This window comes from Mesorhizobium sp. Cs1299R1N3, from assembly GCF_037179625.1.
Lineage (GTDB): Bacteria > Pseudomonadota > Alphaproteobacteria > Rhizobiales > Rhizobiaceae > Mesorhizobium > Mesorhizobium salmacidum.
Genome location: NZ_JAPYKQ010000004.1, coordinates 80550 through 106613, shown reverse-complemented (window position 1 = coordinate 106613; position 26064 = coordinate 80550). Strand labels below are relative to the sequence as shown.

General features: G+C 64.0%; 27 protein-coding genes. 16 read left to right on the top strand and 11 right to left on the bottom strand.

Annotated features, from left to right (window positions below; all coding sequences use genetic code 11):
• Nucleotides 1-33 precede the first annotated feature (33 nt).
• Nucleotides 34-1305 carry an extracellular solute-binding protein gene (locus O7B34_RS11665; RefSeq protein WP_337146218.1) on the bottom strand — a complete coding sequence of 424 codons (1272 nt, stop codon included), beginning with the start codon at nt 1303-1305 and terminating at the stop codon, nt 34-36.
• A 321-nt stretch (nt 1306-1626) separates the two neighbouring features.
• On the opposite strand from O7B34_RS11665, the gene O7B34_RS11660 reads away from it, so the two are divergent.
• From O7B34_RS11660 to O7B34_RS11650, 3 genes are read left to right on the top strand one after another with little or no spacing between them, the layout of a single operon-like run.
• Nucleotides 1627-2919 (top strand): ABC transporter substrate-binding protein, encoded by a 1293-nt coding sequence (locus O7B34_RS11660; RefSeq protein WP_337146217.1) that lies wholly within the window; start codon nt 1627-1629, stop codon nt 2917-2919.
• Between the two features lie 47 nt (nt 2920-2966).
• A complete protein-coding gene (locus O7B34_RS11655; RefSeq protein WP_337146216.1) occupies nt 2967-3857 on the top strand; it encodes a carbohydrate ABC transporter permease in 891 nt (296 codons plus the stop codon).
• Complete coding sequence (locus O7B34_RS11650) at nt 3854-4717, top strand: carbohydrate ABC transporter permease (protein ID WP_337146215.1); 864 nt, start codon at nt 3854-3856, stop codon at nt 4715-4717. The genes O7B34_RS11655 and O7B34_RS11650 overlap by 4 nt, the downstream gene beginning before the upstream one ends.
• Nucleotides 4718-4894: 177 nt before the next feature.
• On the opposite strand, the gene pcaD is transcribed toward O7B34_RS11650, so the two are convergent.
• The 3 genes from pcaD to O7B34_RS11635 form a co-directional block, all read right to left on the bottom strand.
• A complete protein-coding gene (gene pcaD / locus O7B34_RS11645) occupies nt 4895-5707 on the bottom strand; it encodes a 3-oxoadipate enol-lactonase (protein WP_337146214.1) in 813 nt (270 codons plus the stop codon).
• Nucleotides 5708-5971: 264 nt separating this feature from the next.
• A complete protein-coding gene (locus O7B34_RS11640) occupies nt 5972-6472 on the bottom strand; it encodes an aldose epimerase family protein (protein ID WP_337146414.1) in 501 nt (166 codons plus the stop codon).
• On the bottom strand, nt 6448-6900 hold the full coding sequence (locus O7B34_RS11635) for an aldose epimerase family protein (RefSeq protein WP_337146213.1): 453 nt from the start codon (nt 6898-6900) through the stop codon (nt 6448-6450). Before O7B34_RS11635 ends, O7B34_RS11640 begins: the two co-directional genes overlap by 25 nt.
• A gap of 52 nt (nt 6901-6952) precedes the next feature.
• On the opposite strand from O7B34_RS11635, the gene O7B34_RS11630 reads away from it, so the two are divergent.
• The 8 genes from O7B34_RS11630 to O7B34_RS11595 all read left to right on the top strand — a co-directional run bounded on the left by O7B34_RS11630 (nt 6953) and on the right by O7B34_RS11595 (nt 15223).
• Nucleotides 6953-7753 (top strand): FadR/GntR family transcriptional regulator, encoded by an 801-nt coding sequence (locus O7B34_RS11630; protein ID WP_337146212.1) that lies wholly within the window; start codon nt 6953-6955, stop codon nt 7751-7753.
• Nucleotides 7750-9477 carry an IlvD/Edd family dehydratase gene (locus O7B34_RS11625; RefSeq protein WP_337146211.1) on the top strand — a complete coding sequence of 576 codons (1728 nt, stop codon included), beginning with the start codon at nt 7750-7752 and terminating at the stop codon, nt 9475-9477. The genes O7B34_RS11630 and O7B34_RS11625 overlap by 4 nt, the downstream gene beginning before the upstream one ends.
• Before the next feature lie 11 nt (nt 9478-9488).
• Nucleotides 9489-10268 carry an SDR family NAD(P)-dependent oxidoreductase gene (locus O7B34_RS11620; RefSeq protein ID WP_337146210.1) on the top strand — a complete coding sequence of 260 codons (780 nt, stop codon included), beginning with the start codon at nt 9489-9491 and terminating at the stop codon, nt 10266-10268.
• Between the two features lie 32 nt (nt 10269-10300).
• Nucleotides 10301-11299 (top strand): AraD1 family protein, encoded by a 999-nt coding sequence (gene araD1, locus O7B34_RS11615; RefSeq protein ID WP_337146209.1) that lies wholly within the window; start codon nt 10301-10303, stop codon nt 11297-11299.
• Nucleotides 11300-11351: 52 nt separating this feature from the next.
• Nucleotides 11352-12377 carry an ABC transporter substrate-binding protein gene (locus O7B34_RS11610; RefSeq protein WP_337141385.1) on the top strand — a complete coding sequence of 342 codons (1026 nt, stop codon included), beginning with the start codon at nt 11352-11354 and terminating at the stop codon, nt 12375-12377.
• A gap of 76 nt (nt 12378-12453) precedes the next feature.
• A complete protein-coding gene (locus O7B34_RS11605; protein ID WP_337146208.1) occupies nt 12454-13557 on the top strand; it encodes an ABC transporter ATP-binding protein in 1104 nt (367 codons plus the stop codon).
• Between the two features lie 35 nt (nt 13558-13592).
• On the top strand, nt 13593-14426 hold the full coding sequence (locus O7B34_RS11600; RefSeq protein ID WP_337146207.1) for an ABC transporter permease: 834 nt from the start codon (nt 13593-13595) through the stop codon (nt 14424-14426).
• On the top strand, nt 14423-15223 hold the full coding sequence (locus O7B34_RS11595; RefSeq protein ID WP_337146206.1) for an ABC transporter permease: 801 nt from the start codon (nt 14423-14425) through the stop codon (nt 15221-15223). The genes O7B34_RS11600 and O7B34_RS11595 overlap by 4 nt, the downstream gene beginning before the upstream one ends.
• A 3-nt stretch (nt 15224-15226) precedes the next feature.
• Here O7B34_RS11595 and O7B34_RS11590 read toward each other — a convergent pair whose 3' ends face one another.
• From O7B34_RS11590 to O7B34_RS11560, 7 genes are all read right to left on the bottom strand, one after another.
• Entirely contained in the window at nt 15227-16621 is a 1395-nt protein-coding gene (locus O7B34_RS11590; protein WP_337146205.1) for an FAD-binding oxidoreductase, read from the bottom strand.
• A gap of 213 nt (nt 16622-16834) precedes the next feature.
• Complete coding sequence (locus tag O7B34_RS11585; protein WP_337146204.1) at nt 16835-18094, bottom strand: ABC transporter substrate-binding protein; 1260 nt, start codon at nt 18092-18094, stop codon at nt 16835-16837.
• A 47-nt stretch (nt 18095-18141) separates the two neighbouring features.
• Nucleotides 18142-18573 (bottom strand): hypothetical protein, encoded by a 432-nt coding sequence (locus tag O7B34_RS11580; RefSeq protein WP_337146203.1) that lies wholly within the window; start codon nt 18571-18573, stop codon nt 18142-18144.
• Nucleotides 18570-19625 (bottom strand): aldo/keto reductase, encoded by a 1056-nt coding sequence (locus tag O7B34_RS11575; RefSeq protein WP_337146202.1) that lies wholly within the window; start codon nt 19623-19625, stop codon nt 18570-18572. The genes O7B34_RS11580 and O7B34_RS11575 overlap by 4 nt, the downstream gene beginning before the upstream one ends.
• Nucleotides 19622-19981 carry a TIGR04076 family protein gene (locus O7B34_RS11570; RefSeq protein ID WP_337146201.1) on the bottom strand — a complete coding sequence of 120 codons (360 nt, stop codon included), beginning with the start codon at nt 19979-19981 and terminating at the stop codon, nt 19622-19624. Before O7B34_RS11570 ends, O7B34_RS11575 begins: the two co-directional genes overlap by 4 nt.
• Nucleotides 19974-20462 (bottom strand): DUF3830 family protein, encoded by a 489-nt coding sequence (locus tag O7B34_RS11565; protein WP_337146200.1) that lies wholly within the window; start codon nt 20460-20462, stop codon nt 19974-19976. The genes O7B34_RS11570 and O7B34_RS11565 overlap by 8 nt, the downstream gene beginning before the upstream one ends.
• The gene (locus O7B34_RS11560; RefSeq protein ID WP_337146199.1) at nt 20459-21193 is read right to left on the bottom strand and encodes a GntR family transcriptional regulator; all 735 of its coding nucleotides are present in this window, start codon (nt 21191-21193) and stop codon (nt 20459-20461) included. The genes O7B34_RS11565 and O7B34_RS11560 overlap by 4 nt, the downstream gene beginning before the upstream one ends.
• 126 nt (nt 21194-21319) lie before the next feature.
• Between O7B34_RS11560 and O7B34_RS11555 the strand changes: the two genes are divergently transcribed.
• Genes O7B34_RS11555 through O7B34_RS11535 form a run of 5 tightly spaced genes read left to right on the top strand, consistent with a single transcriptional unit; the run spans nt 21320 to nt 26052 of the window.
• A complete protein-coding gene (locus O7B34_RS11555; protein ID WP_140714819.1) occupies nt 21320-22120 on the top strand; it encodes an ABC transporter ATP-binding protein in 801 nt (266 codons plus the stop codon).
• A complete protein-coding gene (locus tag O7B34_RS11550) occupies nt 22117-22866 on the top strand; it encodes an ABC transporter ATP-binding protein (RefSeq protein WP_337146198.1) in 750 nt (249 codons plus the stop codon). Before O7B34_RS11555 ends, O7B34_RS11550 begins: the two co-directional genes overlap by 4 nt.
• Nucleotides 22863-23771, top strand: coding sequence for a branched-chain amino acid ABC transporter permease (locus O7B34_RS11545; protein ID WP_337146197.1), 909 nt, complete (start codon nt 22863-22865; stop codon nt 23769-23771). Before O7B34_RS11550 ends, O7B34_RS11545 begins: the two co-directional genes overlap by 4 nt.
• Complete coding sequence (locus O7B34_RS11540) at nt 23768-24751, top strand: branched-chain amino acid ABC transporter permease (RefSeq protein WP_337146196.1); 984 nt, start codon at nt 23768-23770, stop codon at nt 24749-24751. Before O7B34_RS11545 ends, O7B34_RS11540 begins: the two co-directional genes overlap by 4 nt.
• Nucleotides 24748-26052, top strand: a complete 1305-nt coding sequence (locus tag O7B34_RS11535; protein WP_337146195.1) for an NAD(P)/FAD-dependent oxidoreductase — start codon at nt 24748-24750, stop codon at nt 26050-26052. Before O7B34_RS11540 ends, O7B34_RS11535 begins: the two co-directional genes overlap by 4 nt.
• Nucleotides 26053-26064: the final 12 nt, after the last annotated feature.

Genomic DNA, 26064 nt, shown 5'->3' with positions numbered 1-26064 from the left:
AGAGGCCGGCCGCGATGCGACCGGCCTGGCTCCTCACTGCTTCGGCTTGAACCAGGTGGCGACGGCGGCCTGCATATCGGCGGCCAGCTTCTCCGGCGCGATGTTGCCCTCGACCATGTCGATGATCTCCGACTGCAACACAGAGGACGCCGTCGGCGACTGCCAGCGGAAGCCGACCAGTGTCAGATAGGGCGTCGAGTTCTTCGACATTTCCATCATCTGCGCCAGCACCGGATCCTTCACGGTGACGTCGGTGCGGGCCGGCGGCCAACCGAGCTCATCGGCGAACATCTGCGCGAATTCGGCCGAAGCCATGAAGCCCAGCACCTTGGTCGCGGCCTCCTTGTTTTGACTCTCGGAGACGAGACCATAGGAGCCGTCCGAGAAGGCCGACGTGTAGAGCTTTGCCCCGGCATCGTCGGCTGGGAACGGGAAGATCGAGAATTTCAGCTTCGGGTTCTGCGCCTTAAAGCTGCCGTTCTCAAAGGACCCACCGAGGAACATCGCCGCCTTGCCGCCGATGAACTGCTGCGTGGCCGTGGTGTAGTCGATGCCGGCGAAGCCGTCCGGGAAATAGGGCCTCAGCTCGGCGAAGCGTTTCAGCGCCGCGACATAGCGCGGATCGTCGAAGGTCGCCTTGCCGGTCATCATCTCGTCGTAGAAACCAGGGCCGTAGACGGTCGGGCCAATGACGCCGACGCCGATCTCCAGCTCCCAAGCGGAGCCATTGGCGCCGCCGGTTGCGATCGGGGTAATGCCGGCCGCCTTCAGCTTGCCGCAGGCGGCGACGAAATCCTTGTAGGTCTTGGGGATCTCGATGCCTTGCGCGGCAAAGATATCCTGATTGTAGAACACGCCCATCATCGGCACCGAATAAGGCACGCCGTAGAGCTTGCCGTCGGCGCGGCCGCGCGCGCCGCCAAGGGCGGCATCCGGCATGTTCTTCAATTCCGGCACGCTGTCGTCGAGCGCGTCGAGATAGCCGGCATCGACGAAGGGCTGCAACTCGCCATAGGCTTTTAGCTGGGCGATATCGGGCCCGCGACCACCGCGCAGCGCGGTGCTCAGCCGGTTCTGGTAATCGGCGTCCGGCGTGAACTGAATGTCGACCTTGATGCCGGGGTTCTTGGCCTCGAAGGCATCGAAGATGCGACGCATCGCGGCCTCGTCCTCGGTGCGCCAACTCCACAGGGTCACCGTGCTGTCGGCCCACGCCGGCGGGGTGACGAAGGTACCCGCGCAAGCGGCGGCAAGGCCGCCGATCAGCCCAAGCGCGGCGCGCCGGTGAATTGAAAGCATGCTCATTGCCAGTTCTCCCGTTTTCCCTGTCCGTGGCGTCTCGCGGCGCCTCGATGCCGCAAGAGAGTCATTCGTTCGACCCAAGTCATTATAACGACATAGCGTTGTTCGCAAGAGGTGTCATTTTCCATTCGGGCAGAATCGTCGAGTTCCCGATCCAACAAATCTGCATAACTTGCTGTTTTAAACACACAAAATTATTACTTCTGAAGCACAAGAAGATCCGCGTCGATTCTGCAAGCAGCTTTTTCGCAAACAGGGCCTTGCGCCCCTGCTTCATGTTGTCATAACGTCATCGTGATCGCTATGCTCAAATGGAGGACGAGGATGTCGTTTGCCTGGACGTCGAAACTGGCACTGGCCGCGGGCCTTGCCATCCTGCCGGCCAGCGGCTGGGCGCAATCGGTCAACATCTCCTACCTGACGCACTGGTCGCCCGAAACGGTGGCGCTGCTGGAGGCGGCGGCCAAGGGCTATGCCAAGACCAATCCGGATGTAAGCGTCACCGTGCGCGCCGTTCCGTTTGGCGACCTCCTGACCACGCTTCGCTCCCAAGGCGGTAGCGCGGACGGCCCAACGATCGGCGGTATCTACGATCTCTGGCTGCCGGAACTCGCCCGCGACAAGCTGGTCGCGCCCGCCCCTGAGGCGGTGGCGAGCGAAGTCAAGGGCGCCTGGCCGGCGGGCGTCGTCAGCGCCGCTTCGGTCGGCGGCAAGCTCTACGGAATTCCCAATGAAATCGACGTCTATGCGCTGAACTACAACAAGGCGCTGTTCAAGCAGGCGGGCATCGCCGCTCCACCAAAGACCTGGGACGAGTTCAGGGATGCGGCGAAGAAGCTGACCAACAAGGATGCCGGCCAGCAGGGGTTCGGCATGATCAATTCCTGGGCGGCCGGCGTCGTCCATCCCTTCGCCTCGCTGCTGGTTTCCAATGGCGGCGAGCTGGTCAAGGACGGCAAGCCGGTGCTGGACAGCAAGCAGTCCGGCGAGACGTTTCAGCTCTATGAAGACCTCATCAAGTCTGGCGCCAGCGTGCCGGGCATGGCGACGGCCGACGCCAACACCACCGGGCCATTCCTCGACAATTTCGTCTCCGGCAAGACCGGCATGATCATCATGGCCAACTGGTGGGAGAGCGCGCTGAAGACCGGCATGGGCGACAAGTTCACCGACATCGCCACGGCACCTATCCCGGTCGGCCCGAGCGGCGAAAAGCCACATTCGATCTCCTATTCCTGGATGACCGTGGTCAACGCCAATGCGGGCCAGGCCGAGCAGAAGGCGGCATGGGAATTCCTCGCCTGGCTCAACAATCCGAAATCCGGCAAGAGCGGCGCTTCGGCGATGTCCGATATCTTGATGTCGATGGGCATCCTGCCGTCGCGCACCTCCGACATCGAAGCGCACAAGGACAAGCTCGGCTCGGAATTCCTGTCCGGCTATGTCAGCGTGCTCGCCGATGCAAAACCCTTCCCGGTGGTGCCGGGCGGACAGGAATTCTCGGAATCCCTACAGCAGACGATCGAGGCGTTGCAGTATGGCCAGGTCTCGGCCAAGGATGCGCAAGCGACGGCGCAGGCCGACGCCACTTCGATCCTGGAACGCGCCGCCAAGTAGTAATCAGAGCCAAGTAGTAATCAGAGCCAAGTAATGATCAGACCATAATGATCCAGAGGTACCGTGCCTCGGCGGGCATCATGCTTACGCCCGCCGCGACGCTGATCGGCATCTTCATCCTGTTGCCGATGCTGCTCACCGTCTGGCTGTCCTTCCAGGACTGGTCGACGCAGACGCCATTTTCCAGTGCGAGCTTCATCGGCCTCGACAATTTCCGCGAGATCTTCGGGCCGACCTCGGTCGGGCGCGACTTCAAGGGCGCGCTGACCAACACCGCGATCTATACCGTTCTGTCCGTCGTCCTTATCCTGCCGCTCTCTGTGACCTTCGGCCTGATGGTCTACCAGCGCGATGTCGCTGGCGGCACGGCGCTGCGGACCGTGCTGTTCTCCACCTATATGGTGCCGATGATCGCGGTGGCGCTGGTCTGGTCGAAGCTCTATTCGCCGAGCGAAGGACCGCTCAACCAGATGCTTGGCCTGGTCGGTGTCGGACCGCAGCCCTTCTTGTCGTCGCCGCGTTCGGCGCTGATCTCGATCGTCTTCCTCAACGTCTGGCAGCAGGTCGGTTATTTCACCGTGCTGGCGATCGCCGGTCTGACGCAGATCCCAGGCAGCCTCTATGAGGCGGCGAAGCTCGACGGCGCCAACCGCTTCGAACAATTCCGCTTCATCACCTTGCCGCTGATGCGGCGCACGCTTCTGTTCAGCGCCGTCATCGCCATCATCAACGCTGTGCAGGTGTTCGAGCCTGTGGCCCTGATCACGCAGGGCGGGCCAGTCGGCTCGACCAATGCCTTGACCTATCACATCCGCCGCGTCGGTATTGAACGCGCGCAGGGCGGACTGGGCTCGGCCATGGCTGTCATGCTGATGCTGTCCCTGATCGTCGTCGTCTGGGCACTCTTCGCACTCGCCAACCGGAAGGACCAGGAATGAGCGCGGGATCGTCGAGCCGGTTTGCGCGAAGACGCCCCTCCGGCCGCAAGGCGCTGCTGGCGACGCTGATGCTGCTCGTCGCCGTCGCATCCGCCTTCCCGTTGGTGTGGATGGTGCTGTCCAGCCTGAAAACCCCGGCCGAAAGCATGCAGGTGCCGCCGGTCTGGATCCCGCATACGCCGAGTCTCGATGCCTATGAAAAGGTTTCCGGCGTGGTCAATGTCGGCCGCTCGATGTGGAACTCCCTGGTCATCGCCTCGATCACCACGGCCGGCATCCTGGTCACCAGCATGATGGCCGGCTACGCCTTCGCCAAATACCACTTCCCCGGCCGCTCGCTCTTGTTTTCGGTGCTGATCGCCACAATGTTCCTGCCGCCGATCGTGACGCTGATCCCGCTCTACCGCCTCGTCGGCTCGATCGGCCTCAATGCCAGCCTCGCCGGCATCATCGTGCCCAACCTCGCCAACGCCTTCGGCATCTTCCTGATGCGCCAGTTCATTGCAGGCGTGCCCGACGATCTGATCGACGCCGCGCGCATGGACGGCGCCTCGGAGCTGCTGATCCTGTTCAAGATCGTGGCGCCGAGCGTCGCGCCGGCGATCGCGGCACTGGCACTCTTCGCCTTCGTCTATCACTGGAACAGCTATCTGTGGCCGCTGACGGTGCTGCAGGGCAATGCCGACGCCTATCCCATCGTCATCAGCCTCAGCCGGCTGTTGAGCTACAACCGGGGCGCTGTCAACACCGGGCTGGTGATGGCCGGCGCGACGCTGGCCGTGCTGCCGCCGCTCATCCTGTTCGTCTTCCTGCAGCGCTTCTTCGTCGATTCCATCGTCGGCTCGGCGATCAAGGGTTAGCTAAAGCACGATCCCGAAAGGTGGATACCGGTTTTCGGATAAGATCATGCTCAAACAGAGATAGAGCCCCATCCCCGATCCATCGGGATAGAACAGGCCCTAACAGGGCAGGCCGACATAGTTTTCCGCCAACTTGATGATCGAACGCTCGCGCTATCGATGGGGTTTTTGGAGACATCATCCTTGAGCGGGCTTTCCCTCGGGAAGCGAGGCGACAAAGTCGCGGATCAAGGCGGTGAGCGCTTCAGGTTGTTCGACGCAAGGAATATGTCCGGCGTCGCGGATGATCTCGAAACGCGCGCCGGGGATCAGGCCGGCCAGCGAACGGACGAGATCGGGAGGCGTCGAGCCATCCTGGTCGCCGACGATGCAGAGCGTCGGCACGGCGATGCGGCGCGCCGCGTCGGTGAAATCGGCATCGCGGACCGCCATGCAGGTTCCGATATAGCCGGGCAGTGCCTGTCTGATCAGCATGTTGCGGCAGCCGGCAAGATCGGCGGCGCGCCCGGCATGGAAATCCGGCGTGAACCACACTTTCATCACGCCGTCGGCGATCGCCTCGATGCCGTCGCGCTCGATGGTCGCAATGCGGCTGTTCCAGCTCTCGGCAGTGCCGATCTTGTGGGCCGTATCGCTGAGGACCAGGGCGTGGACGATCTCGGGCCGGCGGGCGTAGAGGCGTTGCGCGACCATGCCGCCAACCGACAGGCCGACCAGGACAACCCCGTTGAAACCGAAATGGTCTATGAGGGCGCTCAGATCGTCGGCATGGTCGTCAATCGAGCGTACGCCGGTGCCATTGTCGGAAAGCCCGTGACCTCGCTTGTCATAGACGAGCAGAGGCATCTCGCCGGCCAGAAGCGCAACGACCTCGTCCCAGATGCGGAAGTCGGTGCCGAGCGAATTGATGAAGACCAGCGGTGGCGTCCTGCCGTTCGCCTCGACATACCGGTGATGCAGCGTGATCCCGCCAAGGGTGACGAATGGCACGATTTCGATCCTCCATGTCCACATTGCACAAGGCATTTGGTTCGGCAAAATGATATTTGCACCAACGGCATGACCGCGCCGGCCACCGAGATCGAGACGGTCTCGGAATCATTCGGCCGCGCCTTCATGCGGCAGAGCCATGCGGTGTGATCATTTCAGCCGACGAGGTCGCCAACGAGATCTCGAGCGGCGGTCGGAGATGAAGCACGGATGCCATTTGGCGGCGTCAGGGCTCCGGCGTCGTCTTGCGGCTGACAAGGAAGATCAAACCGCCAATGACGGCGTGAAGCGAACGCTGGCGGATCGCCTTTGGCCGGGCGCCAGCACGATGCAGCCGGTGCTGACATCCTCGTGATCTATCCGGTTGAAGGCATCGGTGATGTTGCTGACCGGCTCGGCGCAAAAGAACGGCTCGCCGGGCGGGGTGTAGAGGACGAGGAAATCGAGCGGCGCCTCCGCCTCGATATCCAGCTGCCGTCCACGTTCGGGCCAAGAAATCCGGGCGTGGCGCGCCCATCCGGTGAAGACCGTGTCGAAGTCCACTTCCGATACGTCAAAGCCGATGGATGGGTCGGCGCCTGCGGGCGGCGGGATATGCCGGATGGGCAGGACCTGCGTATCGGTTTCCCACATGCCCGATACCCGGGCCTGGACATGCGTCCACGGTGTCGCCGGAAAGTAGGGATGGAGGCCGAAGCCGACCGGCATCGGCGCGTCCGACAGGTTGCGCACCGCAATGGTCATGCAAAGCCTGCCGCCTGCCAGAGAGATCTTCTGCTCGGCTTCATAGCTCCATGGCCAGGAATCGGGGCGTGGCGATAGCGCAGGACGATCATGCTCGCTTCATGGCTCACGACCGTCCATGGGTGACGCCAGCCATGGCCGTGCTCATGATGTGGATCGTCCGGACCCGTCGGGAGTCGAATGGGGCGCCCGGCGAATTCGAAGCGGCCACCCCTGATCCGGTTGGAATAGGGCACAAGCGGAAAGCAAGCCATGGCGCCGGCATCGCGACGGCTGATCGCCGCTGGATCGGCCGGGCGTAGCCAATCCACGGCTGAACCATTTTGCCACCACCGATACGACGCTAGCGCTCCGCCGGCTGCCGGAGCAATTTCGACCGTCGCGATGCCGTCAGTGATCGAGACCAGCTCCGTGCGTTGCGCGGCAACGGCTGCGGATTTCTTTGTCATCGGCACTCCCCAATCCCTTGACTCCAACCGCCATGGCTATAAGACATATCATATGAATAGTATGAAGAATAGAAAATCATTCAGCACCGCGCGCACGTCACGGGTTGCTGTGGCGGTTTCCAGCGGTTCCACCGCGCTGCACGCGACGGTGGTCGAGCAGATCGGCTTGCGCATCGTGCAAGGCGATTTCCTGCCCGGCGAAGCCCTGCCGAATGCCGATGATTCCAGCGAGATGCTGGGGGTCAGCCGCACGGTGCTGCGCGAGGCGATCAAGGTGCTGGCCGGCAAGGGGCTGGTGGAATCGCGGCCGAAGACCGGCACACGGGTGCGCCCGCGCGCGGACTGGAATTTCCTCGATCCCGACGTCCTGTCATGGCGCTATGCTGGCGGTGTCAGCGCCGACGATGTCCGGGCATTGTTCGAATTACGCCGCGCCATCGAGCCGATGTCGGCGGCCCTTGCCGCCCAGCGCGCCACGCCGGTGCAGGTCGCCGAGATCCATGCCGCGCTCACCGAAATGGAAGCAGTCAGCGACGACGGTGACCGCTTCGCCAAGCCTGACCTTCTGTTCCACCAGACTATTCTGCGCATGACCGGCAACGAGCTGATCGGCTCGCTGGCGGCGCTGGTCGAGACCGCATTGGTAATGAGCTTTCGCCTCTCCAACGACAATCCTGCGGGCCAGCGCCACTCCTTGCCGCTGCACCGGGAAGTGGCCGAGAAGATCGCCGCCGGCGATGCCGCGGGCGCGCAAAAGGCGCTGCTGGTGCTCATCGACAATGCCGAGGATGACGTGCGCCGCAGCGTCGAGAACCGCAACAAACGCCGCAACGATCGGGGCCTGCAATCGTGACCGAGACCAAGCGCAAACTGCGGTCCGAAGCCTGGTTCGGCGGTGAAGGCAAAAACGCCTTCATGCATCGCAGCTGGATGAAGAACCAAGGCATCCCGGCAGATGCTTTCGACGGCCGCCCGGTGATCGGCATCTGCAACACCTGGTCGGAACTGACCCCGTGCAATGCCCACCTGCGGGCGCTGGCCGATCACGTCAAGCGTGGTGTCTATGAAGCCGGCGGCCTGCCGCTGGAATTCCCCGTGATGTCGCTGGGCGAAAGCAACATGCGTCCGACCGCCATGCTGTTCCGCAACTTGGCCAGCATGGATGTCGAGGAATCCATCCGTGGCAATCCGATTGACGGCGTCATCCTGCTGGTCGGCTGCGACAAGACCACGCCGGCGCTGCTGATGGGGGCTGCCTCGTGCAATCTGCCGACCATCGCCGTCTCTGGTGGGCCGATGCTCAACGGCAAGTTCCGCGGACAGGATATCGGCTCGGGGACGCATGTCTGGAAATTCGCCGAGGAGGTCAAGGCCGGCCGCATGCCGATCTCCGACTTCCTCGCGGCCGAGCAGGGCCAGAGCCGGTCGGCGGGCAGCTGCATGACGATGGGCACGGCCTCGACAATGGCCAGCATGGTGGAGGCGCTCGGCATCGGCATGCCGGACAATGCCGCGATCCCGGCGGTTGATTCGCGCCGTGGCGTGCTCGCCCAACTGGCCGGACGGCAGATCGTCGACCTCGTCCGCCGGGACGTGACGATTTCGCAGATCTTGACCAGGGAGGCCTTCGAAAACGCCATCCGCGTCAACGGCGCGATCGGCGGCTCGACCAATGCGGTGCTGCATCTGATCGCCATCGCCAACCGGGCCGGTGTCGATCTCAGCCTCGATGACTGGGACCGCCTTGGCCGCGACGTTCCGACCATCGTCGACCTGATGCCGTCGGGCCGGTTCCTGATGGAAGATTTCTACTATGCCGGGGGGCTAGCTGCGGTCATGGCGTCGCTTGATGAAGTGGGGCTTCTTCATCGCGACGCCATGACCGTCAGCGCCAAGACCATCGGTGAACTGATCGATGGCGCGCCAAACTACAACCGTGAAGTCATCCGGCCGCTGAGCGAGCCGCTGACCAAGGAAGGAGGCATCTCGATCCTGCGCGGCAATCTGGCGCCCAATGGGGCGGTCATCAAGCCGTCGGCGGCAACGCCCGAGCTGATGCAGCATCGCGGCAAGGCCGTCGTCTTCGAGAACATCGAGCATTACTACGCCCGCATCGACGATCCGGAGCTGGATATCGATGCGTCTTCGGTGATGGTGCTGAAGAATTGCGGACCGCGCGGTTATCCCGGGATGGCCGAGGTCGGCAACATGCCGCTGCCGGCCAAGCTGCTCAGGGAAGGCGTCTCCGACATGGTGCGCATTTCGGACGCGCGCATGAGCGGCACCGCCTACGGCACGGTGGTGCTGCATGTGGCGCCCGAGGCCGCGGCAGGCGGCACGCTTGCGCTGGTGCGCGACGGCGATCTCATCGAGCTCGATGTTGCCGGTCGCCGGTTGGAGCTGCTGGTCTCGGATGAGGAACTGGCGATCCGCCGCCGCGACTGGAAGCCGCCGGCCCCGCCGCAGGGTGGCTACCAGAGCCTCTATGTCGAGCGCGTGCTGCAGGCCGACAAGGGCTGCGATTTCGACTTTCTCGTCGGTCGGCGCGACGCCGGCATCCCCCGGCATTCCCATTAGAGAGGCGCGTGATGACGGATCAGATCGGCAGCTACGCGACCTACCCCAGCCTCAAGGGCCGCAGCGTGTTCATAACCGGGGGCGGCAGCGGCATCGGCGAGAGCCTGGTGCGCCATTTCTGCGCCCAAGGCAGCCGCGTCGCCTTCGTCGACCTGGCGCAGGAGGCTTCACGACGCCTGGTCGATGCGATCGCGACCGAAGGACATCCCGTCCCACTGTTCATTCCCTGCGACCTGCGCAATGTCGAAGAGCTGCAGGCCGCCACCGCGCAGGCGGCGCGGCACAACGGGCCGATCCAGGCGCTGTGCAACAATGCCGGCAATGACGACCGCCATCAGACCAAGGATGTGACTGTGGCCTATTGGGATGACCGCATGGCGGTCAATCTGCGCCATCAGTTCTTCGCGGCCCAGGCGGTGCGTCCGCAGATGAGCGCGCATGGCGGCGGCTCGATCATCAATTTCGGCTCCATCACCTGGATGGTCGGCGATCCCGATTGTCCGGCCTATGTCACCGCGAAAGCCGCTGTCTATGGTATGACGCGGGCGCTGGCCCGCGAACTCGGCCCCGAGCGCATCCGCGTCAATTGCATGGTGCCTGGCTGGGTCATGACGGAGCGCCAGATGCGGCTGTGGCTGAACCCGGCCGGCGAACGCCAGATCGCGGAGCGGCAGTGCCTGCCCGACCGGCTGCAGCCTTCCGATATTGCGCGCATGGCGCTGTTCCTTGCCGCCGACGACAGCCGCATGTGCACGAGCCAGCAGTTTATCGTCGATGCGGGCTGGGTGTGACCGGTACAGCCTCAAGGGAAGAAGGGTATTTCATGCGTCTTGTTCAGTACACATCGCTCGATGGCGGCAGGCGGGTCGGCCGCGTCTCCGATGACGGCAATCGCCTGCATCCGCTCGACAAGACCAGCACCGTGCTGGAACTCGCCGAAGCGGCGATCGCCGAGGGCGTGTCGATCGCGTCGCTGATCGAGAAGCGGACAGGTGCGGCCACGGTCGACTATGGCGAATTGCTGCGCGAAGGTCGCGTGCTCGCTCCCGTCGACCATCCGGAACCGGCGCGGTTCCTGGTCACCGGCACCGGCCTGACCCACACCGGAAGTGCCGCCGCGCGCGACAAGATGCACGTGCTGACCCACGGCGAGGACGCCGAGGAATCGGACTCGCTGAAGATCTTCCGCATGGGTCTGGAGGGCGGCAAGCCCGGTGCCGGCAAGATCGGAATCCAGCCCGAATGGTTCTTCAAGGGTGTCGGCACCTGTGTCGTGCCGCCTGGCGCCGATCTGCCGATGCCCGCATTCGCGAAAGCTGGCGCAGAAGAGGCCGAGATCGTCGGGCTCTACCTCAATGGGCCGGACGGCCGCCCCTACCGCATCGGCTATGCGCTGGGTAATGAATATTCCGACCATGTGACGGAGGCCGAGAACTACCTCTATCTCGCCCACTCGAAACTCCGCTCCTGCTCGATCGGCCCGGAACTTTTGATCGGCGACCTGCCCGAAGAAGTGCGCGGCCATTCCCGCATTCTGCGCGACGGCACTGTTATCTGGGAACAGGAGTTCCTGTCGGGCGAAGCGCACATGTCGCACTCGATCGCCAATCTCGAACATTTCCATTTCCGCTACCCGATGCACCGCAGGGCGGGCGACCTGCACGCCTATTTCTTCGGTGCGGCGGTGATGAGCTACGCCTCCGGCGTCAAGACGGCTTCCGGCGACGAATATGAAATCCAGGCACAGGCATTCGGCAAGCCGCTGCGCAACCGGATGATGTCGGTGCCGGACGAGGGACTGGTCGCCGTCACCCGGCTGTGACGGCGACAGCCCCGGAAATTACGGTCCACCAGAACGACAATGGGAGATTAAAATGGGACTGAAGAAAGCGTTTCTGAGACTAGCGACCATCGGGCTCGGTATCGGCCTGATGACATCGGCGGCGCTGGCCGCGAACCTGCGCGTGCTGGCCTGGGACGGCTATGCCGACCCGGACTGGGTGAAGGACTTCACCGCCGCCACCGGCATCGGCGTCGATGTCGTCTTCATCGGCAGCGATGACGAAATCTGGGCCAAGATCAAAGGCAGCGAAGGGCAGGACTTCGATGTCTTCGCCGTCAACACCGCCCAGCTGCAGCGCTACATCAAGGCCGATCTGGTATCGCCGATCGACATCACCAAGCTGGCGAACCAGAAGGACGTGCTGCCGCGCTTCCGCGATCTGTCCCAGGTCAGCGGCGACACCAAGGACGGCAAGGTCTACGGCATTCCGTTCTGCTTCGATTCCATCGGGCTGATCTACGACACCGACAAGGTCAAGCCGGCGCCTACCTCGATGTCGGTCCTGTGGGATCCGGCCTACAAGGGCAAGATCCTCGCCTATGACAATGGCGAGCACAATTTCTCGTTCACCGCGCTGACGCTCGGCTACAAGGATCCGTTCAACCTCAATGAGGAGCAGATGGCGGCGGTCAAGGCCAAGCTGGTCGAACTCAAGCGCAATGTGCTGAGCTTCTACACCACCGCCGACGAGGCCCAGCAGATCTACCAGAACAATGACGTTGCGCTGATCTGGGCCAATTACGGCCAGCAGCAGGTCAAGGCGCTGCAGAAGATCGGCGCCCATGTCGCCTACGTCAACCCGAGCGAAGGCGCGCTTGCCTGGCTCGACAATTGGGTGATCTCCAAGGGCGTCCGCGACAATGCCGCAGCCGAGAAGTGGATCGACTTCATGCTGACCAAAAAGGTCAGCGGCGAGCTTTCCGAGCGTACCGGGTTCGGCAACACCGTGGTCGAGTCGAGCAGCGCCGGCGGCAATGACAAGCTGGTCTGGCTCAACAATGTCGAGGACCCGCTCAAGCGTTCGGACATGTGGAACGAGGTCAAGGCGACGCCCTGATCCCTTCCGCACTTGACCTCGAAGGACCCGGCGGTCCGGTCGTTCCGGACCGCCGAAGCGTATGCGAGAATAATCCATGAGCCAGAACACCGACCTCTTGACGCTGCGGTCCGTCTCGAAATCCTACGGCACGGTTCCCGTGCTGCACGACATCGACCTGTCGATCCGGGACGGTGAGTTCCTCACCGTTCTCGGACCATCAGGCTCGGGCAAGACCACGGTCCTGCGGCTGATCGGTGGGCTGGAGCCGTTGAGCTCGGGCGAGATCCAGCTGGACGGCCAGGACATCAGCCGCATGCCGATCAACAGGCGGCCGTTCAACACCGTGTTCCAGGACTATGCGCTGTTCCCGCACATGACGGTTTCCGGCAATGTCGGCTATGGGCTTTCGGTGCGCCATCTCAAGCGCAAGGAGATCGCGCGCCGTGTCGGAGAAGCCCTCGAACTGGTACAGCTCGGCCGCTTTGCCGAGCGCTTCCCGGCGCAGCTTTCGGGCGGCCAGCGCCAGCGCGTCGCGCTCGCCCGGGCGCTGATCTGCCAGCCGCGCCTGATCCTGCTCGACGAGCCGCTCGCGGCACTCGATCTCGAATTACGCCGGCAGATGCAGGAATTCCTGAAATCCATCCAGCGCGAGATCAAGACCACTTTCCTGTTCGTCACCCACGACCAGGAGGAAGCGATCGGCATGGCTGACCGGATCTGCGTCATGCAGGCCGGCCATATCCGCCAGCTCGGCACGCCGCACGAGCTCTACTACAAGCCGAATTGCGAGTTCGTGGCGCGCTTCTTCGGTGAGAACAATCTGGTGGCCGGAAAGCTCGGTCCCGTGCAGGGCGGGCAGCGTCCGATCGAGACGGCCCTTGGACGCCTGGTCTGCTCGATCGGCGACCAGCCGCATCTGAAGACCGCCCCCGACGGCGCCAACGCCTTTGCGGCGTTCCGTCCTGAAGCCTTGCGTCTTGCGGATGCCAATGATGGCGACAACCGCTTTTCCGGCAGCATCGCCGAGCTGGCCTTTGCCGGCTCGTCGACAGTCGCCACGATCATGGCGGGGGCGGACGATGCAGCGCAACGCCTGCGGTTGCGCATGCCGAGCCGGATCGACGGCAGCGCGCTCAAGTCAGGCGAGACGGTCTCGCTCTGCTTTGCGCCGCATGAAGGCCATCTGGTGCTGGCATGAGCGGAGCCGGCTCGACACACGCGGCGGAACGGCGATTGTCACAGTTGGTCACACTGCTGGCGTTTGCCCTGCCGGTGATCTTCGTTCTCGTGCCGCTGGCGATCTTCCTGGTCTATAGTTTCTTCAGCGTCGACCAGGGCACGATCGTCTACGCGCCGACGCTCGGCAACTATGTCAGGTTCTTCACCGACCCTATCTTTCTGCCGGTGTTCTGGAACACCATCGTGCTGTGCGTGTCGGTGGCGGTGATCTGCATCCTGCTCGCCTATCCCGCGGCCTATTTCCTGACGACGCTGAAGGGACGGTGGCGCTATGCCTTGCTGATGCTGCTGCTGGTGCCGCTGCTGATGAGCTACGTCATCAAGATCTACGCAATCCGCAGCATCCTCGGCCTAAACGGCTTCCTCAACAAGGCGCTGGTGGCGATCGGCATCCTGGATCAGCCGTCGACGCTTTTCGTGTTCAACATGAACGCCATCCTTTTGACGCTGAGCCTGCTTTTGATCCCGTTCGCCATCCTGCCGATCTTCCTGTCGCTGGAGCGGATCCCGCAGACCTTGCTGCGTGCCTCGGATGACCTTGGCGCGAGCGGCCTGCAGACGTTCCTGCGCATCACTTTGCCGCTCAGCCTGCCCGGCGTCGCCTCGGCGGCGAGCTTCGTCTTCGTGCTGGCGATCGGCGATTTCCTGACGCCGCAGATGGTCGGCGGGATCAGCGGCTTCACCTTCGGCCGCATCCTCTACAGCCAGTTCGGCACCGCCTATAACTGGCCGTTCGGCGCGGCGCTGTCGGTGGCGCTTGCGATCGTGGTGGTCGCCGCCATTCTCATCGGCGAACGGTTCGGACGTAGCCGGGGGACGTCGGTATGAGCGCGCTACCCCGGCCGTCCACCATCTTCTTGGCCGCGATCACAACGCTGGTCGCGGTGCTGCTCTACAGCCCGCTTTTCGTGCCGATCGTGTCGTCGTTCTTCACCATTTCACATGGCAATGTCGACTGGTCGTCGCCCACCCTTTCGACCTATGTGGCGCTGGCGGGGAACCATGACATCCTGGCCGCCCTGCGCACCACGTTGATCGTCGGCGTCTGTACCGTCGTGCTGTCGGTGGTCAGTGGAACGCTGCTGGCGCTCTACTATCACGGCCGCCGCTCAGGACGTTCAATCCTGCAGTTCATCGTCTTCCTGCCATTCCTGATGCCACCGATCATCAGCGGCCTGGCGCTGCTGATCTTCTTCCGCGAGATCGGCCTCGAGCGCTCGCTGCTGACGGTCGTCATCGGCCACACCGTCTTCGTGCTGGCGATCGTCTATCGCACCGTGCTGATGCGGCTGCAGTCGATGAGCCGCACACTCGTCGAAGCATCCTACGATCTCGGCGCCAGCGGCTGGCAGACCTTCTGGCGCATCATCCTGCCGAACCTGTCGAGCGCCATGGTCGGCGGCGCCATCCTGGCCTTCGCGCTGTCGTTCGACGAAACCATGATCACCATCCTGGTCACCGGCACGCAAAGCACGCTGCCGGTCAGGCTGTGGGCGATGATGCGGCTTGGCTTCTCGCCCGACATCAACGCGCTGGTGGCGCTGATCCTGATGTTCACCGTCCTGCTCTGCGTGCTCGCCGCCCGTTTTCTCATTCCCAAGCAGATGGCGACGGAACGGAACTGAGGTTTAAGCCAACGGGTTGAGGTCGAAGACTCGTCCTGGATTGAGAATGTTGTTCGGATCGAGCGCGGCCTTCAGCCGCCGCATCGTGGCGATCTCGGCGTCGCTGCGCACCAGATGCAGCCACTGCTTCTTGTCGAGGCCGATGCCGTGCTCGGCCGACACGCCGCCTCCGGCCGCCGCCACGCCGCGATAGATGATACCGTAGGCCGCCGCCGGATCCACCGTCAGGACCTGATAGTGCAGGTTGCCGTCGCCGAGATGGCCGAAGACATAGATGTCGGCGCCGGGATCCACGGCATGAATGGCGGCATCGGCTTCCCGCAGGAAGGTTGCCATGCGCGCCAGCGGGATGCTGATGTCGACGCCGATCAGGCCTTTCATCGAAAACAGGACGCGGTTGGCATCCTCGCGCACATCCCACAGCGCGCGGAATTCGCGCGGCGACTGCGAGACGACCACATCGTCGACGACGCCGTCCTCGACCGCCTGCATCAGCACCTCGGCGAAGCGCTCGCCGTCGCGTTCGGGCTCGCTGCCCTGGATTTCGGCCAGCACATAGACGGGTGAGCCGGGAGGCAACGGCGCCGGCATGGCCATGCTGGCGACCATGATGTCATAGAGCGGCGCGAAGTTGACCTCATAGGCTGATAACAACGGACCGAGCTTTTGCCGGAGCAGCGCAAGCAAGGCGATCGCCGCATCGAGCGAAGGCAGCGCGCAGAAGGCGTTCACCTCGGAAGCACGCTTCGGGTGCAGTTTGAGCGCGGCGCGGGTGACGACGCCGAGCGTCCCTTCCGTGCCGATGAAGAGCTGGCCGAGGTCGTAGCCGGAATTGTCCTTGGGCAGGCCTTTCAATGAAGTCAGAACGCTGCCGTCGGCAAGCACGGCCTCCAGTCCCAGCACCTGTGCGCGGTACATGCCGTAGCGCAGCACGCGGATGCCGCCGGCATTGGTGGCGATGTTGCCGCCGACCATGGCCGAGCCGCGCGCGCCGATATCGACGCCGAACATCAGACCGGCGCCATCGGCGGCCTCCTGCACGGCCTGCAACGTTGCGCCGGCTTCGACAACGATCGTGGCGGCTTGACGATCCGGCGCGGCAAGGCCGGTCATGCGCTCCAGCGACAGCACGACCTCGCCCGGCTGGACGCGCGCGCCACCGGCCAGCCCGGTGCGTCCGCCCTGGATGACGACCGGCTGGCGAAGAGCGTTGCACGCGGCTAGTGCTGCCGCGACACCCTCGGTGTCGCGCGGGCGCAGCACGGCTTCGGCAAGCGCGCCGAGCTTGCCGTCGGGATCGTCAAGGTAGCGCTGGTCGACGTCGGAGCCGGCGAGCACGCCGCCCGCGCCCAGACTGTCGCCAAGCGCGGAGAGAAGCTGTTGCGTTTCAGGCGACATCGGGCTCAGGCGCCTGCGTGACAAGGCGCATCGTCAGCATCCAACAACCGGATGGCCCGATGAGTATCCTTATCCAACACGCTCGCCATTCCCCAAATTGCAGCCGGCCGATCCTATTCGTGATTGCATGCCGTGCAAGCGATACCGGCCTGCCTTAGGCGATACCGGCATCAATCGCGAGAGCCGAGATTGATGCCGGAAGGACCGCGCAGATTACTGAAGCTTGGCCTGCAGCGCGTTGACGTCGTCGGTGGTCATTTCGCCGTCGGTGGTCACCTTGCCGTCGGCAATTTTCCACAGCCGGAACGGACCGGTGATGTCGCCAAACTTGTCGAAGGCGACCGGACCGATGACGCCTTCATAGCGGATCGGCTTGCCATCCTTGATCAGGCCGAGCGCCTTGGCGAATTCTTCCTTGCCGGCATAGATCGGCGTGCCGGCCGGGTCGACCGCCTTGTACATGGCATCCTTGATCTTGGCCGGCTCCTCGGAGCCAGCAATCGCGATGGCGAGCCCGACAATGGCACCGGCATCATAGGAGCGGTCGGCCGCGGGGTTTGACGGTTCGATGCCGGAAAACGCCTTGTAGTTCTTGGTGAAATACTCCGTCGAGGCGGTCGGGCTGGTGCCAGAGGACGTGCCATAGGCGTCCTTCAGATAGTCGGCGCCAACCGACTCGATGAAATCAGGGCTGTTCATGCCGTCGTTGAGCAGGAATTTCTGCACGCCGCCCTGCGAGATCCAGGTGCGGGCAATGGTGGCGCCGTCGACGGGCGTGCTGACCAGGTAAAGCCCATCCGGCTCGCCGGCCATCGCCGCGGTGACTTCCGAGGCATAGCTCGACTGCTTCTCGTTATAGGGCGTGTCGGAGACGATGGTGCCGCCGAGCGCTTTGTAGGCACGCGAGAATTCGGCCACCATGTTGACGCCGAAGTCGTTGTTGACGTGGATGATGGCCAGCTTCTTAAAACCCTTGTCGACGGCGTATTTGGCGGCGGCCACGCCCTGCAGCGCGTCCGAGGTGATGGTGCGGAAGAAGATGCCGTTGGTTTTGCCGTCGCGACCGAGTGTCGTCAGCGTGGGCGAGGATGAGGCCGGCGAGACCTGGACGATCTTGGCCGGCGCGGTCACCGAGGTCAGGATCGGGATCGACACAGAGGAGATGATGCCACCGATGATAACAGGCACTTTCTTGACCTGAACCAACTGGGTGGCGGCGTCGACCGCGATGTTGCCCTGGCTCTGGCTGTCGCGCGTGTCGGTAACGAGATCGCAGCCGCGTACCCCGCCGGCTTCGTTGATGTCGCGGAAGGCCATCTCGACCGACTTGGCGCCGGCCTGGCCGTATTCGCCGGCCGGGCCGGTCAGTTCCATGACGAGGCCGACGGTGATCTTGCAGTCGGCGGCCTGTGCGGCACTGGCAATCGTGACGAGAGCAAGAGCGGTGGTGAGCTGGAGTATCGTTTTTCTCATTGTTGTTCCCCTTGAGTTACACGAACTGATTTGACGTCTGGAAAGTCTCAGTGTTCCGGCACCTGCAGCCAGGTTTCATGCAGATGCCGCCATTGGACGCCGTTGGGCGCCGATGAACTGGTGGTGAAGACCGCGCTCGACTGGCGACGGCTGTGCTTGCCCGCGCGCAGCTGCGCCTCGACATAGAGGACGACGATCGTACCGGCTGCCTGCCAGCCGGGCCGGATGTCCTCGATCGAGATGGCGAAGCCGTTGTCGCAGGTGGCGCGGCTGGAGCGCACATGGTCGATCACGGCATCGCGGTCGAGGATCTGGCCGCCTGGTGCGATCATGGTCAGGCCTTCGCCCATGACGGCTTCGAAGCGGCCGAAATCCACTTGGTCAGCGCGTTCGGCAATGAACCAGTCGACGAAAAAGCGATGCAGGTCGACGACTTCGGCGCTGCCCCGCGAAAACAACTTGTCGTTCGTGGTTTTCATATCCGGCCCGCGTTGAGATTGTAGTGCATGATCGAGCCGTGGCGGCCGTGCCGGTCGCGCTCCAGCGTGTAGACGTCTCCCTCAAGACCGTTGCCCCGCGCTATGACGGCGGCAATCCGCGCACGGTCATCGGCGTCGAGTACGACATCCATGATTCTGGCGTTGGCCAGCGCATGCGCCTGGTTGCGGGCACCGACGATGACCGCCGCCACTTGCGGCTGCTCCAGCACCCAGGCGCTGGCGATCGTGGCAATGTCGACGGCGTGGCGGTCGCCGACCGCCTTCAATGCGCGAAGCAGTTGCTGGAACAGGTCCCAGCCGCCGAAATCGTCGATGATCAGCTTGTATTTCACCAGCGAGCGGTTTTCGAGCGGCACGGCGGGTTCGGCGACATCGAGCCATCTGTCGCTGAGGAAGCCGCCGGCCACCGAGCCGTAGCAGAGGAAGCTCACGCCGTTTTCCTGTGCAAGTGCGGCGAGGCTGTGCGCCGGGCGCTGATCGAGCACCGAATATTGCAGCTGCTGGCTAACCAGCGGTATGCTGGCTGCCAGGATTTCAGCAAGCCGGGGCGTGTCGAAATTGGTGGTACCGAGATTGCGCAGCTTGCCCTCGAGCCGAAACTCGTTGAGCCAACCCATCGCCTCGACATAGCGCGGCTGCGCATAATCCCACCAATGGAACTGCACGAGGTCGAGCCGCTCGGTCTTCAGCCTGCGAAGCGACTGGTCGACGATGCCCCTGATGTAGTCACGGCTGATCGTAGCGAGCCGTTCGAGGTCGGGCACCAGTTTGGTGTGCACCTTCATTTTGGCCGCTGCATCAAGGCCGCGCTCATTGGCCAGCCGCAGGCGCGCGGCGCCGATCAGCTCCTCGACACCGGTGTAGATATCGGCGCAGTCATAGGTCCAGATGCCGGCGTCGAAGGTGGCGATGAGGTCGGTCACGGCTTGGCTACGATCGATGGCGCCATGGCCGCCGGCCAGTTGCCAGCCACCTCGTATGACACGCGAAACGGTATAGCCGGGGCTGAGCTCGAAGGCCTTGGCGGTCATGTCAGGTCATTCTCCTTCGGCAGCGGCACGGCCGTGGTTTCGGCATGGCTGAACCGCCGCTTACCGGTCCTGACGATCCTTAACCGGCTGGCGCAGTTGGGATCGGGACAGGCGATCTCGGCGTCCGAGGTCATCCAGTCATTCGGGTGGGTCGGGCGCTGCTTCGCCGCCAGCAGCGGCAGCACCGCCGAGATCGAATAGATCGAGAAGCCCTGCCCCGCCGGCATCGACAGCATCTCGCCCTTGAGTTCGAAATAGTCGCCGGCCTTGGCGCCGCAATAGATCGGCTTGCCCTGCGGGATGACCGCCTCGACGCGAAGATCGAAGAGCTCGAAACTGTCGTCGCGTTCAGCCATTCAAGCCTCCCAGGCTGAAGGTAACGTCGCAGGCGCCATTGCGCCGGATCACCCCGCAGGCAGCCGCGAATTGATCGCGCTCTTCGAGCTTCACTTGCGCCACCACGCTTCCGGCCAGCCAGCCGATCGGGAACAGAAGCCGCGCGCCCTGCCCGTAGAACAGGCCGATGTCGAAGATCGCATTGGGATTGCCGCCCCACATGCGCGGCGGCACGTAGGACAACACGATGTCGCCCGGCTGCGGCGTCAGCGTCGCGTTCTCGGCCGGCAGCGGTTGGGCATAGGCCCGCCCCTCGAGATCGGCGGCGGGAACCGGGCAGGAAATCTCAGGTCCCGTCCACATGGCGTGAATGGCGGGGACGACACGTGGCGTGGCGAGATAGGCCGTGAGAAAGGCAGCGTTTTCCGGCGCCTTCCCCGGCAACAGCAGCGCCGTGACGGAAAGCTTCGAGCGCGGCTCGCTGATCCTGATGGAGGTCATATCTGGGCTTTCGCGGCGGCGGATTGCAGTTTGCTGCGTAGGAAGGTGAAGGGTCGGCTGATGTCGGCCACAAGCGCTTCGCGCGCCGCGCGTGCGTCCTGCGTGGCCAGCGCCTCAACGATGCGGCGGTGATACTGGGCGGTGTCGACCTCGCCGGCTTCCGAGAAGGCGTAGATGGCGACGCGGATGCAAGGACCTGATTGCAGCCACAGGCTCTCGATCATCGGGATCAGCACGGCCGAGCCGCAGGAGCGGTAGATCTCGAAGTGAAAGCTCTGGTTGAGCGTCACTTCGCGGTCGACATCCTTCTTGTGTTTCAGCGCCCGCATCTCGTCCCATTCGCCGAGAATGGTTTCGATGGTGGCTATCTGGCGCGGCCCCATGCGAGCGGCGGCCAGCGCGATCGCCTCGCCCTCGATCAGGATGCGGGCCCGCAAAAGATCGTCGAGACGTTCCAGCGTGATTGGCGGTACCCGCACTGAACGGTTGGGCAGCGCCTCCAGCGCCTTTTCCGTGATCAGCCGGCCAAGCGCCTCGCGCACCGGCATGGTCGAGGTGACCAGCGCATCGGCCAGACCGCGGATCGTAAGCACCTGGCTCGGCTCGAACAGACCGCCGATCAAGGCCCGACGCAGCTCGGAATAGACGCGATCCTGCACCGTTTCGCGACCGACCGGCGCGAGTTGGGCCGCGATCGCCTCGTTGTTTTTTTCGACGGCAGCCTTTTGCATGGAATTCCGTTCTCGGCGGGTTTTCGGCTTGCGGATGAAATTAAAGCCGAATAGCGTGATCAAAGCAAGTGTGATCACAAATCATAATCAGGAGACGGCGACGACCGTCTTCGGCCAGAGGGTTTGATGAGCGAGGCAGCGGAAAGGCAGGGGAAGGAGACCCGTCCGCCGGTTCTGACGGCAAGCCACGTCGTCAGGCGGTTCGGCGGCCTTGTCGCCGTCAATGATGTCTCATTCGATGTCAAAGCGGGCGAAATCCTTGGCCTGATCGGACCCAACGGCGCCGGCAAGACGACGATGTTCGACCTGCTGGCCGGCAGCATCCTGCCCACCAGCGGCGATATCCTTCTCGACGGCACGCGCGTCTCGGGCGAAGCCGCTCACCTGCGCATCGGCCGTGGCCTTGGCCGCACCTTCCAGATCCCCCGCCCGCTGCCCAATCTGACGCTGATCGAAAACATCATGCTGGCGGCACAGGGCCAGGCCGGCGAAAGGCTGCTCGCCAACTTCATCACGCCGTGGCGGGTGGCGGCGCAGGAAAGAGCTGCCCGGACAAAGGCGCTCGAACTGCTGGAACTCGTCACCCTCAGCCATCTCGCGCATGAGCCGGCGCGCGTGCTGTCTGGCGGCCAGCGCAAGCTGCTCGAACTCGCCCGGGTGATGATGGCCGATCCGGCGATCATCCTGCTCGACGAACCCGCGGCCGGCGTCAACGCAACGCTGCTCGAAGTCATCATCGACCGCATCCGCGACATCAACGCGCGCGGCATCACCTTCCTGCTGATCGAGCACAATATCGACATGGTGACGCGGCTCTGCCATCGCGTCCTGGTCATGGCGAGCGGCCAGTTGCTGAGCGAAGGCACTGCGGAAGAAGTCGCCCGAGACCCGCGCGTCATCGAGGCCTATCTCGGAGGTACCGCATGAGCGAGGCCGTCCTCGATGTCCGCGACCTCGAAGCCGGTTACGAACCCGGCGTACCGATCGTGCGCGGCGCCTCCATCACCGTCGGCAGAGGCGAGATCGTCGTCGTGCTCGGCCCCAATGGCGCCGGCAAGTCGAGCTTCATCAAGGCAATCGCCGGCCTTGTCCCGATCACCGGCGGCACGGTGCTGCTGGACGGCAGGGACATCACCGCCGCGCCCGCCCACACCATGGTGCGGCTTGGCCTTGCCTTCGTGCCGCAGACCGAGAACATCTTTCCGCTGATGTCGGTGGAGGACAATCTCAGGGTTGCCTGCGGCATTCTCGAGCGGCGCGAAGTCCCTGTCCGCATCGAGGAAATGTACGCCGCCTTCCCCGACCTCGTCCGCCAGCGGCGCACCGCCGCCGGCAATCTGTCCGGGGGACAGCGGCAGATGCTTGCCGTGGCGCGGGCACTGATCATCCATCCCAAGGTGCTGGTGCTGGACGAGCCGTCGGCTGGCCTGTCGCCGAAATTCGTCGCGATGGTATTCGAGATGCTGGCCGGCATCCGCAAATCCGGCGTTACTATTCTTTTGGTCGAGCAAAACGCCAAGGCAGCGCTTGCCATCGGCGACCGCGCCTATGTGCTGGTCGAGGGCAAGGACCGGCACGAGGGCGTCGCCTCCGAACTGTGGAATGATCCTGTCGTGGCCGAGCTCTATCTTGGCCAGCGCCCCTCTCAAGCCGGCAAGGGAGGCGCGGCATGAGCCTGCAATTCATCGTCGACGGATTGCTGACCGGCTCGATGATCGGCCTCGGCGCCATCGGCGTCACGCTCACCTATTCGATCCTGCGCTTCTCGAACTTCGCGCATGGCGACTTCATGGCCTGGGGCAGCTATGCGACGCTGGCCATGGTCGGTGCCATCGGCGCGACATTCGGCAAGGTGGCGCCGATCGGGCCGCTGTCCTTCGGCTGGCCGCTCCTTGTTGCACTGGTCATCGGCATGGCATTCACCGCTTTGCTGGCGCTGCTGCTCGACAAGGTGTTGTTCTCGCGGCTGCGCTCGCAAGGCCAGGCAATCATCGTTGTGATGGCGAGTTTCGGCGCCTCGATGGCGCTGCGCAGCCTGCTCGAATTCACCTTCACCTCGCGGCCGACCTACTTCAGCCGGGCGATCCAGATCGCCATGCCGGTCGGCTTCGGCATCCGCATCACGCCCGACCAGATCGCCCTGTTGCTGCTGACCGCCGTGCTCGTGCTCGGCGTGCATCTGTTGATGACGCGTACGCAGACCGGCCGCTCGATGCAGGCGCTGAGCCAGAACGCGGCACTGGCCCGCATCGTCGGCATCGACGTCGCCAAGGTGGTGCGCGTCACCTGGATCATCGGCGGCGCGCTCGCCTGCGTGGCTGGCGTGATGATCGGCATCCTGGTGCAGATCCGCCCGTTCATGGGCTTCGACATGCTGCTGCCCATGTTCGCCGCCGCTATCCTCGGCGGCATCGGCAGCATCCCAGGCGCGGTGCTTGGCGGCCTGATCATCGGGCTCGCCGAAGCCGGCGCGGTGCAACTGATTGGCGCCGAATGGCGCGCCGCCGTCTCCTTCATCATCCTGATGGCGGTGCTGTTCGTGCGGCCGATCGGCCTTTTCGGAGTTCGGGAAAGATGATCGATCTGGTCGGCTACGGCGCGTTTTTCCTGACCACGGCGCTGATCTTCTCGCTGGTCACGCTGGGGCTCAATCTGCAATGGGGCCTGACCGGCCTGTTCAATGTCGGCCTCGCCGGTTTTGTCGCCATCGGCGCCTACACCTCGGCACTGCTGACGACACCGGACGACCCCGCGCGCCTCGGCGGCTTCGGCCTGCCCATCCTCGCCGGCTGGGCGGGCGCCATGATCGTCGGCGGCATGGCCGCCGCGCTTACCGGCATGGCGACGCTGCGTCTTAGATCCGACTATCTGGCGATCACCACCTTCGGCGTGGCCGTCGTCGTACAACTGGTCGCGCTCAACGCGCAGAAGCTGACCGGCGGACCATTCGGCATCGGCTTCATCCCGCGTCCCTTCGGCGGCCTGGCCGAAACGCCGCTGCTGTTCAACCTGTCGAACCTTGCTGTCGTTTGTGCCGTGACGCTGATTGCCTATCTCGCTTTGGAACATCTGTCGCGAAGCCCGTGGGGTCGCGTGCTGAAGGCGCTGCGGGAGGACGAGCGGGCGGCGATTTCCCTCGGCAAGAGCGCGCGCTTCTATCGCGTCCAGGCGTTTGCCGTCGGCGGCGCCATCATGGCGCTGGCCGGCGCGCTGCAGGCGCACTTCACCGGCTTCATCGCGCCAGACAATTACCTGCCGATCCTCACCTTTCAGGTCTGGGTGATGCTGATCGTGGGCGGCTCGGGCAGCAATCTTGGCGCCGTCATCGGCAGTGTCCTGGTCTGGGGGATATGGGCGGGATCGGGCACGCTGACCAGCGTGTTCTTCCCGCCCGAGCAGCAGGCACGCGCTGCCTCGCTGCAGATCGTCGCCATCGGCGTCATGCTTTGTGTGATCCTGCTGATCCGGCCGAACGGATTGTTCGGCGACAGGCCGCGGCGGCCGCGCTTTGGCAAGCGTAAGCGGATCGCTACGGACAAAAGCAGTTCCGGCTCATGAATGCTCCGGTCCGGCAGGGTGCGAATGGCACTTCGCTCTGGCATGCGATCAACCGCGATCGCCGGGAACGGCCGACGCTGCAAGGCAGGCTCGATGTCGATCTGGCCATCGTCGGCGGTGGATTTTCCGGTCTGTCGACTGCGCTGCACGCCGCTGAAAAAGGCATCTCCGTCGCTGTGCTCGAAGCCGAGATCATCGCCTGGGGCGCGACCGGCAGGAACGCGGGTTTCGTCGTGCCGAACTTCGCCAGGATGGATCCGGACAACATCCTTGCGCATCTCGGCCCCGAGCGCGGTGAACGCCTCATCAATTTCGCCGCCGGCAGTGCCGACCTCGTTTTCGGCCTGATCCGGCGGCACGGCATCGACTGCCACGCTGTGCAGAACGGATGGATCCAGCCGGCGCACTCGCCCGCCGCCTTGCAGAAGGCCAAATCACGTGCGGACCAATGGGCGCGGCGCGGACGGCCTGCCGTCACCCTGGATCGGCAGGAGGTCGAAGCGCTGACCGGCGCGCGCGGCTATGTCGGTGCCTGGATGGATCGTTCCGGCGGCGTGCTCAATCCGGTCGCCTATGCGCGCGGACTGGCCGATGCGGCGGAGAAGACTGGCGCGAAGATTTTCGAACACACGCCGGTCACCTCGATCGATCGCGGGGCCGATGGCTGGGTGCTTAAAACAGGGTTGGGCTTGGTACGCGCGGCCAAGGTATTGATCGCCACCAACGCCTATGGCGGGTCGCTCAGTCCGTTGCTGCGGCGAACCTATATTCCGCTGAAGGTTTTCCAGATCGCGACCGCGCCGCTGCCGCTCGAAATCCGCACGCGACTGCTTCCCGGGGGGCAAGGCGTCGGCGATACCAGGCGCAATCTCTTCACCTTTCGCTTCGACGCCGATAACCGCCTGATCAGCGGCGGCATGCATATTCTTGGCGCTGGCGCCGATACGCGCGTGCCGCAAACAATCTGGCGGCGGCTTGCCAGCCACCTCGACCTGCCCGATTTGCCGCCGCTTGCCTACAGCTGGTCGGGAATGGCGGCGGTCGAACCGGATTTCCTGCCGCACCTCCTGGACCTCGGCCCGGGGCTGATCGCCGGCCGCGCCTGCAATGGACGCGGCATCGCCATGACCACGGCGATGGGCAAGGTGCTGGCCGACTGGGCCGCTGGAACCGACGCGCGTGATTTACCGCTGCCCTTTGCACCGCCGGCGCCGATCCCGTTCCATGTCCTGCTGCGGCACGCACCCAACATGCTGCTTGGCTGGAGCATGCTGCGCGACCGGATGGACGAGACGGCATAGGCCGACCGAGCC

Bases quoted from the DNA above. Each gene is read 5' to 3' on its own strand.
- O7B34_RS11545 (WP_337146197.1), top strand. From the start codon at position 22,863: ATGAGCCTGCAATTCATCGTCGACGGATTGCTGACCGGCTCGATGATC.
- O7B34_RS11590 (WP_337146205.1), bottom strand. From the start codon at position 16,621: ATGTCGCCTGAAACGCAACAGCTTCTCTCCGCGCTTGGCGACAGTCTG.
- O7B34_RS11605 (WP_337146208.1), top strand. From the start codon at position 12,454: ATGAGCCAGAACACCGACCTCTTGACGCTGCGGTCCGTCTCGAAATCC.
- O7B34_RS11540 (WP_337146196.1), top strand. From the start codon at position 23,768: ATGATCGATCTGGTCGGCTACGGCGCGTTTTTCCTGACCACGGCGCTG.
- O7B34_RS11650 (WP_337146215.1), top strand. From the start codon at position 3,854: ATGAGCGCGGGATCGTCGAGCCGGTTTGCGCGAAGACGCCCCTCCGGC.
- O7B34_RS11580 (WP_337146203.1), bottom strand. From the start codon at position 18,573: ATGAAAACCACGAACGACAAGTTGTTTTCGCGGGGCAGCGCCGAAGTC.
- O7B34_RS11635 (WP_337146213.1), bottom strand. From the start codon at position 6,900: ATGACAAAGAAATCCGCAGCCGTTGCCGCGCAACGCACGGAGCTGGTC.
- O7B34_RS11565 (WP_337146200.1), bottom strand. From the start codon at position 20,462: ATGACCTCCATCAGGATCAGCGAGCCGCGCTCGAAGCTTTCCGTCACG.
- O7B34_RS11660 (WP_337146217.1), top strand. From the start codon at position 1,627: ATGTCGTTTGCCTGGACGTCGAAACTGGCACTGGCCGCGGGCCTTGCC.
- O7B34_RS11550 (WP_337146198.1), top strand. From the start codon at position 22,117: ATGAGCGAGGCCGTCCTCGATGTCCGCGACCTCGAAGCCGGTTACGAA.
- O7B34_RS11610 (WP_337141385.1), top strand. From the start codon at position 11,352: ATGGGACTGAAGAAAGCGTTTCTGAGACTAGCGACCATCGGGCTCGGT.
- O7B34_RS11575 (WP_337146202.1), bottom strand. From the start codon at position 19,625: ATGACCGCCAAGGCCTTCGAGCTCAGCCCCGGCTATACCGTTTCGCGT.
- O7B34_RS11535 (WP_337146195.1), top strand. From the start codon at position 24,748: ATGAATGCTCCGGTCCGGCAGGGTGCGAATGGCACTTCGCTCTGGCAT.
- O7B34_RS11585 (WP_337146204.1), bottom strand. From the start codon at position 18,094: ATGAGAAAAACGATACTCCAGCTCACCACCGCTCTTGCTCTCGTCACG.
- O7B34_RS11555 (WP_140714819.1), top strand. From the start codon at position 21,320: ATGAGCGAGGCAGCGGAAAGGCAGGGGAAGGAGACCCGTCCGCCGGTT.
- O7B34_RS11595 (WP_337146206.1), top strand. From the start codon at position 14,423: ATGAGCGCGCTACCCCGGCCGTCCACCATCTTCTTGGCCGCGATCACA.
- O7B34_RS11560 (WP_337146199.1), bottom strand. From the start codon at position 21,193: ATGCAAAAGGCTGCCGTCGAAAAAAACAACGAGGCGATCGCGGCCCAA.
- O7B34_RS11570 (WP_337146201.1), bottom strand. From the start codon at position 19,981: ATGGCTGAACGCGACGACAGTTTCGAGCTCTTCGATCTTCGCGTCGAG.
- araD1 (WP_337146209.1), top strand. From the start codon at position 10,301: ATGCGTCTTGTTCAGTACACATCGCTCGATGGCGGCAGGCGGGTCGGC.
- O7B34_RS11655 (WP_337146216.1), top strand. From the start codon at position 2,967: ATGATCCAGAGGTACCGTGCCTCGGCGGGCATCATGCTTACGCCCGCC.
- O7B34_RS11665 (WP_337146218.1), bottom strand. From the start codon at position 1,305: ATGAGCATGCTTTCAATTCACCGGCGCGCCGCGCTTGGGCTGATCGGC.
- O7B34_RS11620 (WP_337146210.1), top strand. From the start codon at position 9,489: ATGACGGATCAGATCGGCAGCTACGCGACCTACCCCAGCCTCAAGGGC.
- O7B34_RS11630 (WP_337146212.1), top strand. From the start codon at position 6,953: ATGAATAGTATGAAGAATAGAAAATCATTCAGCACCGCGCGCACGTCA.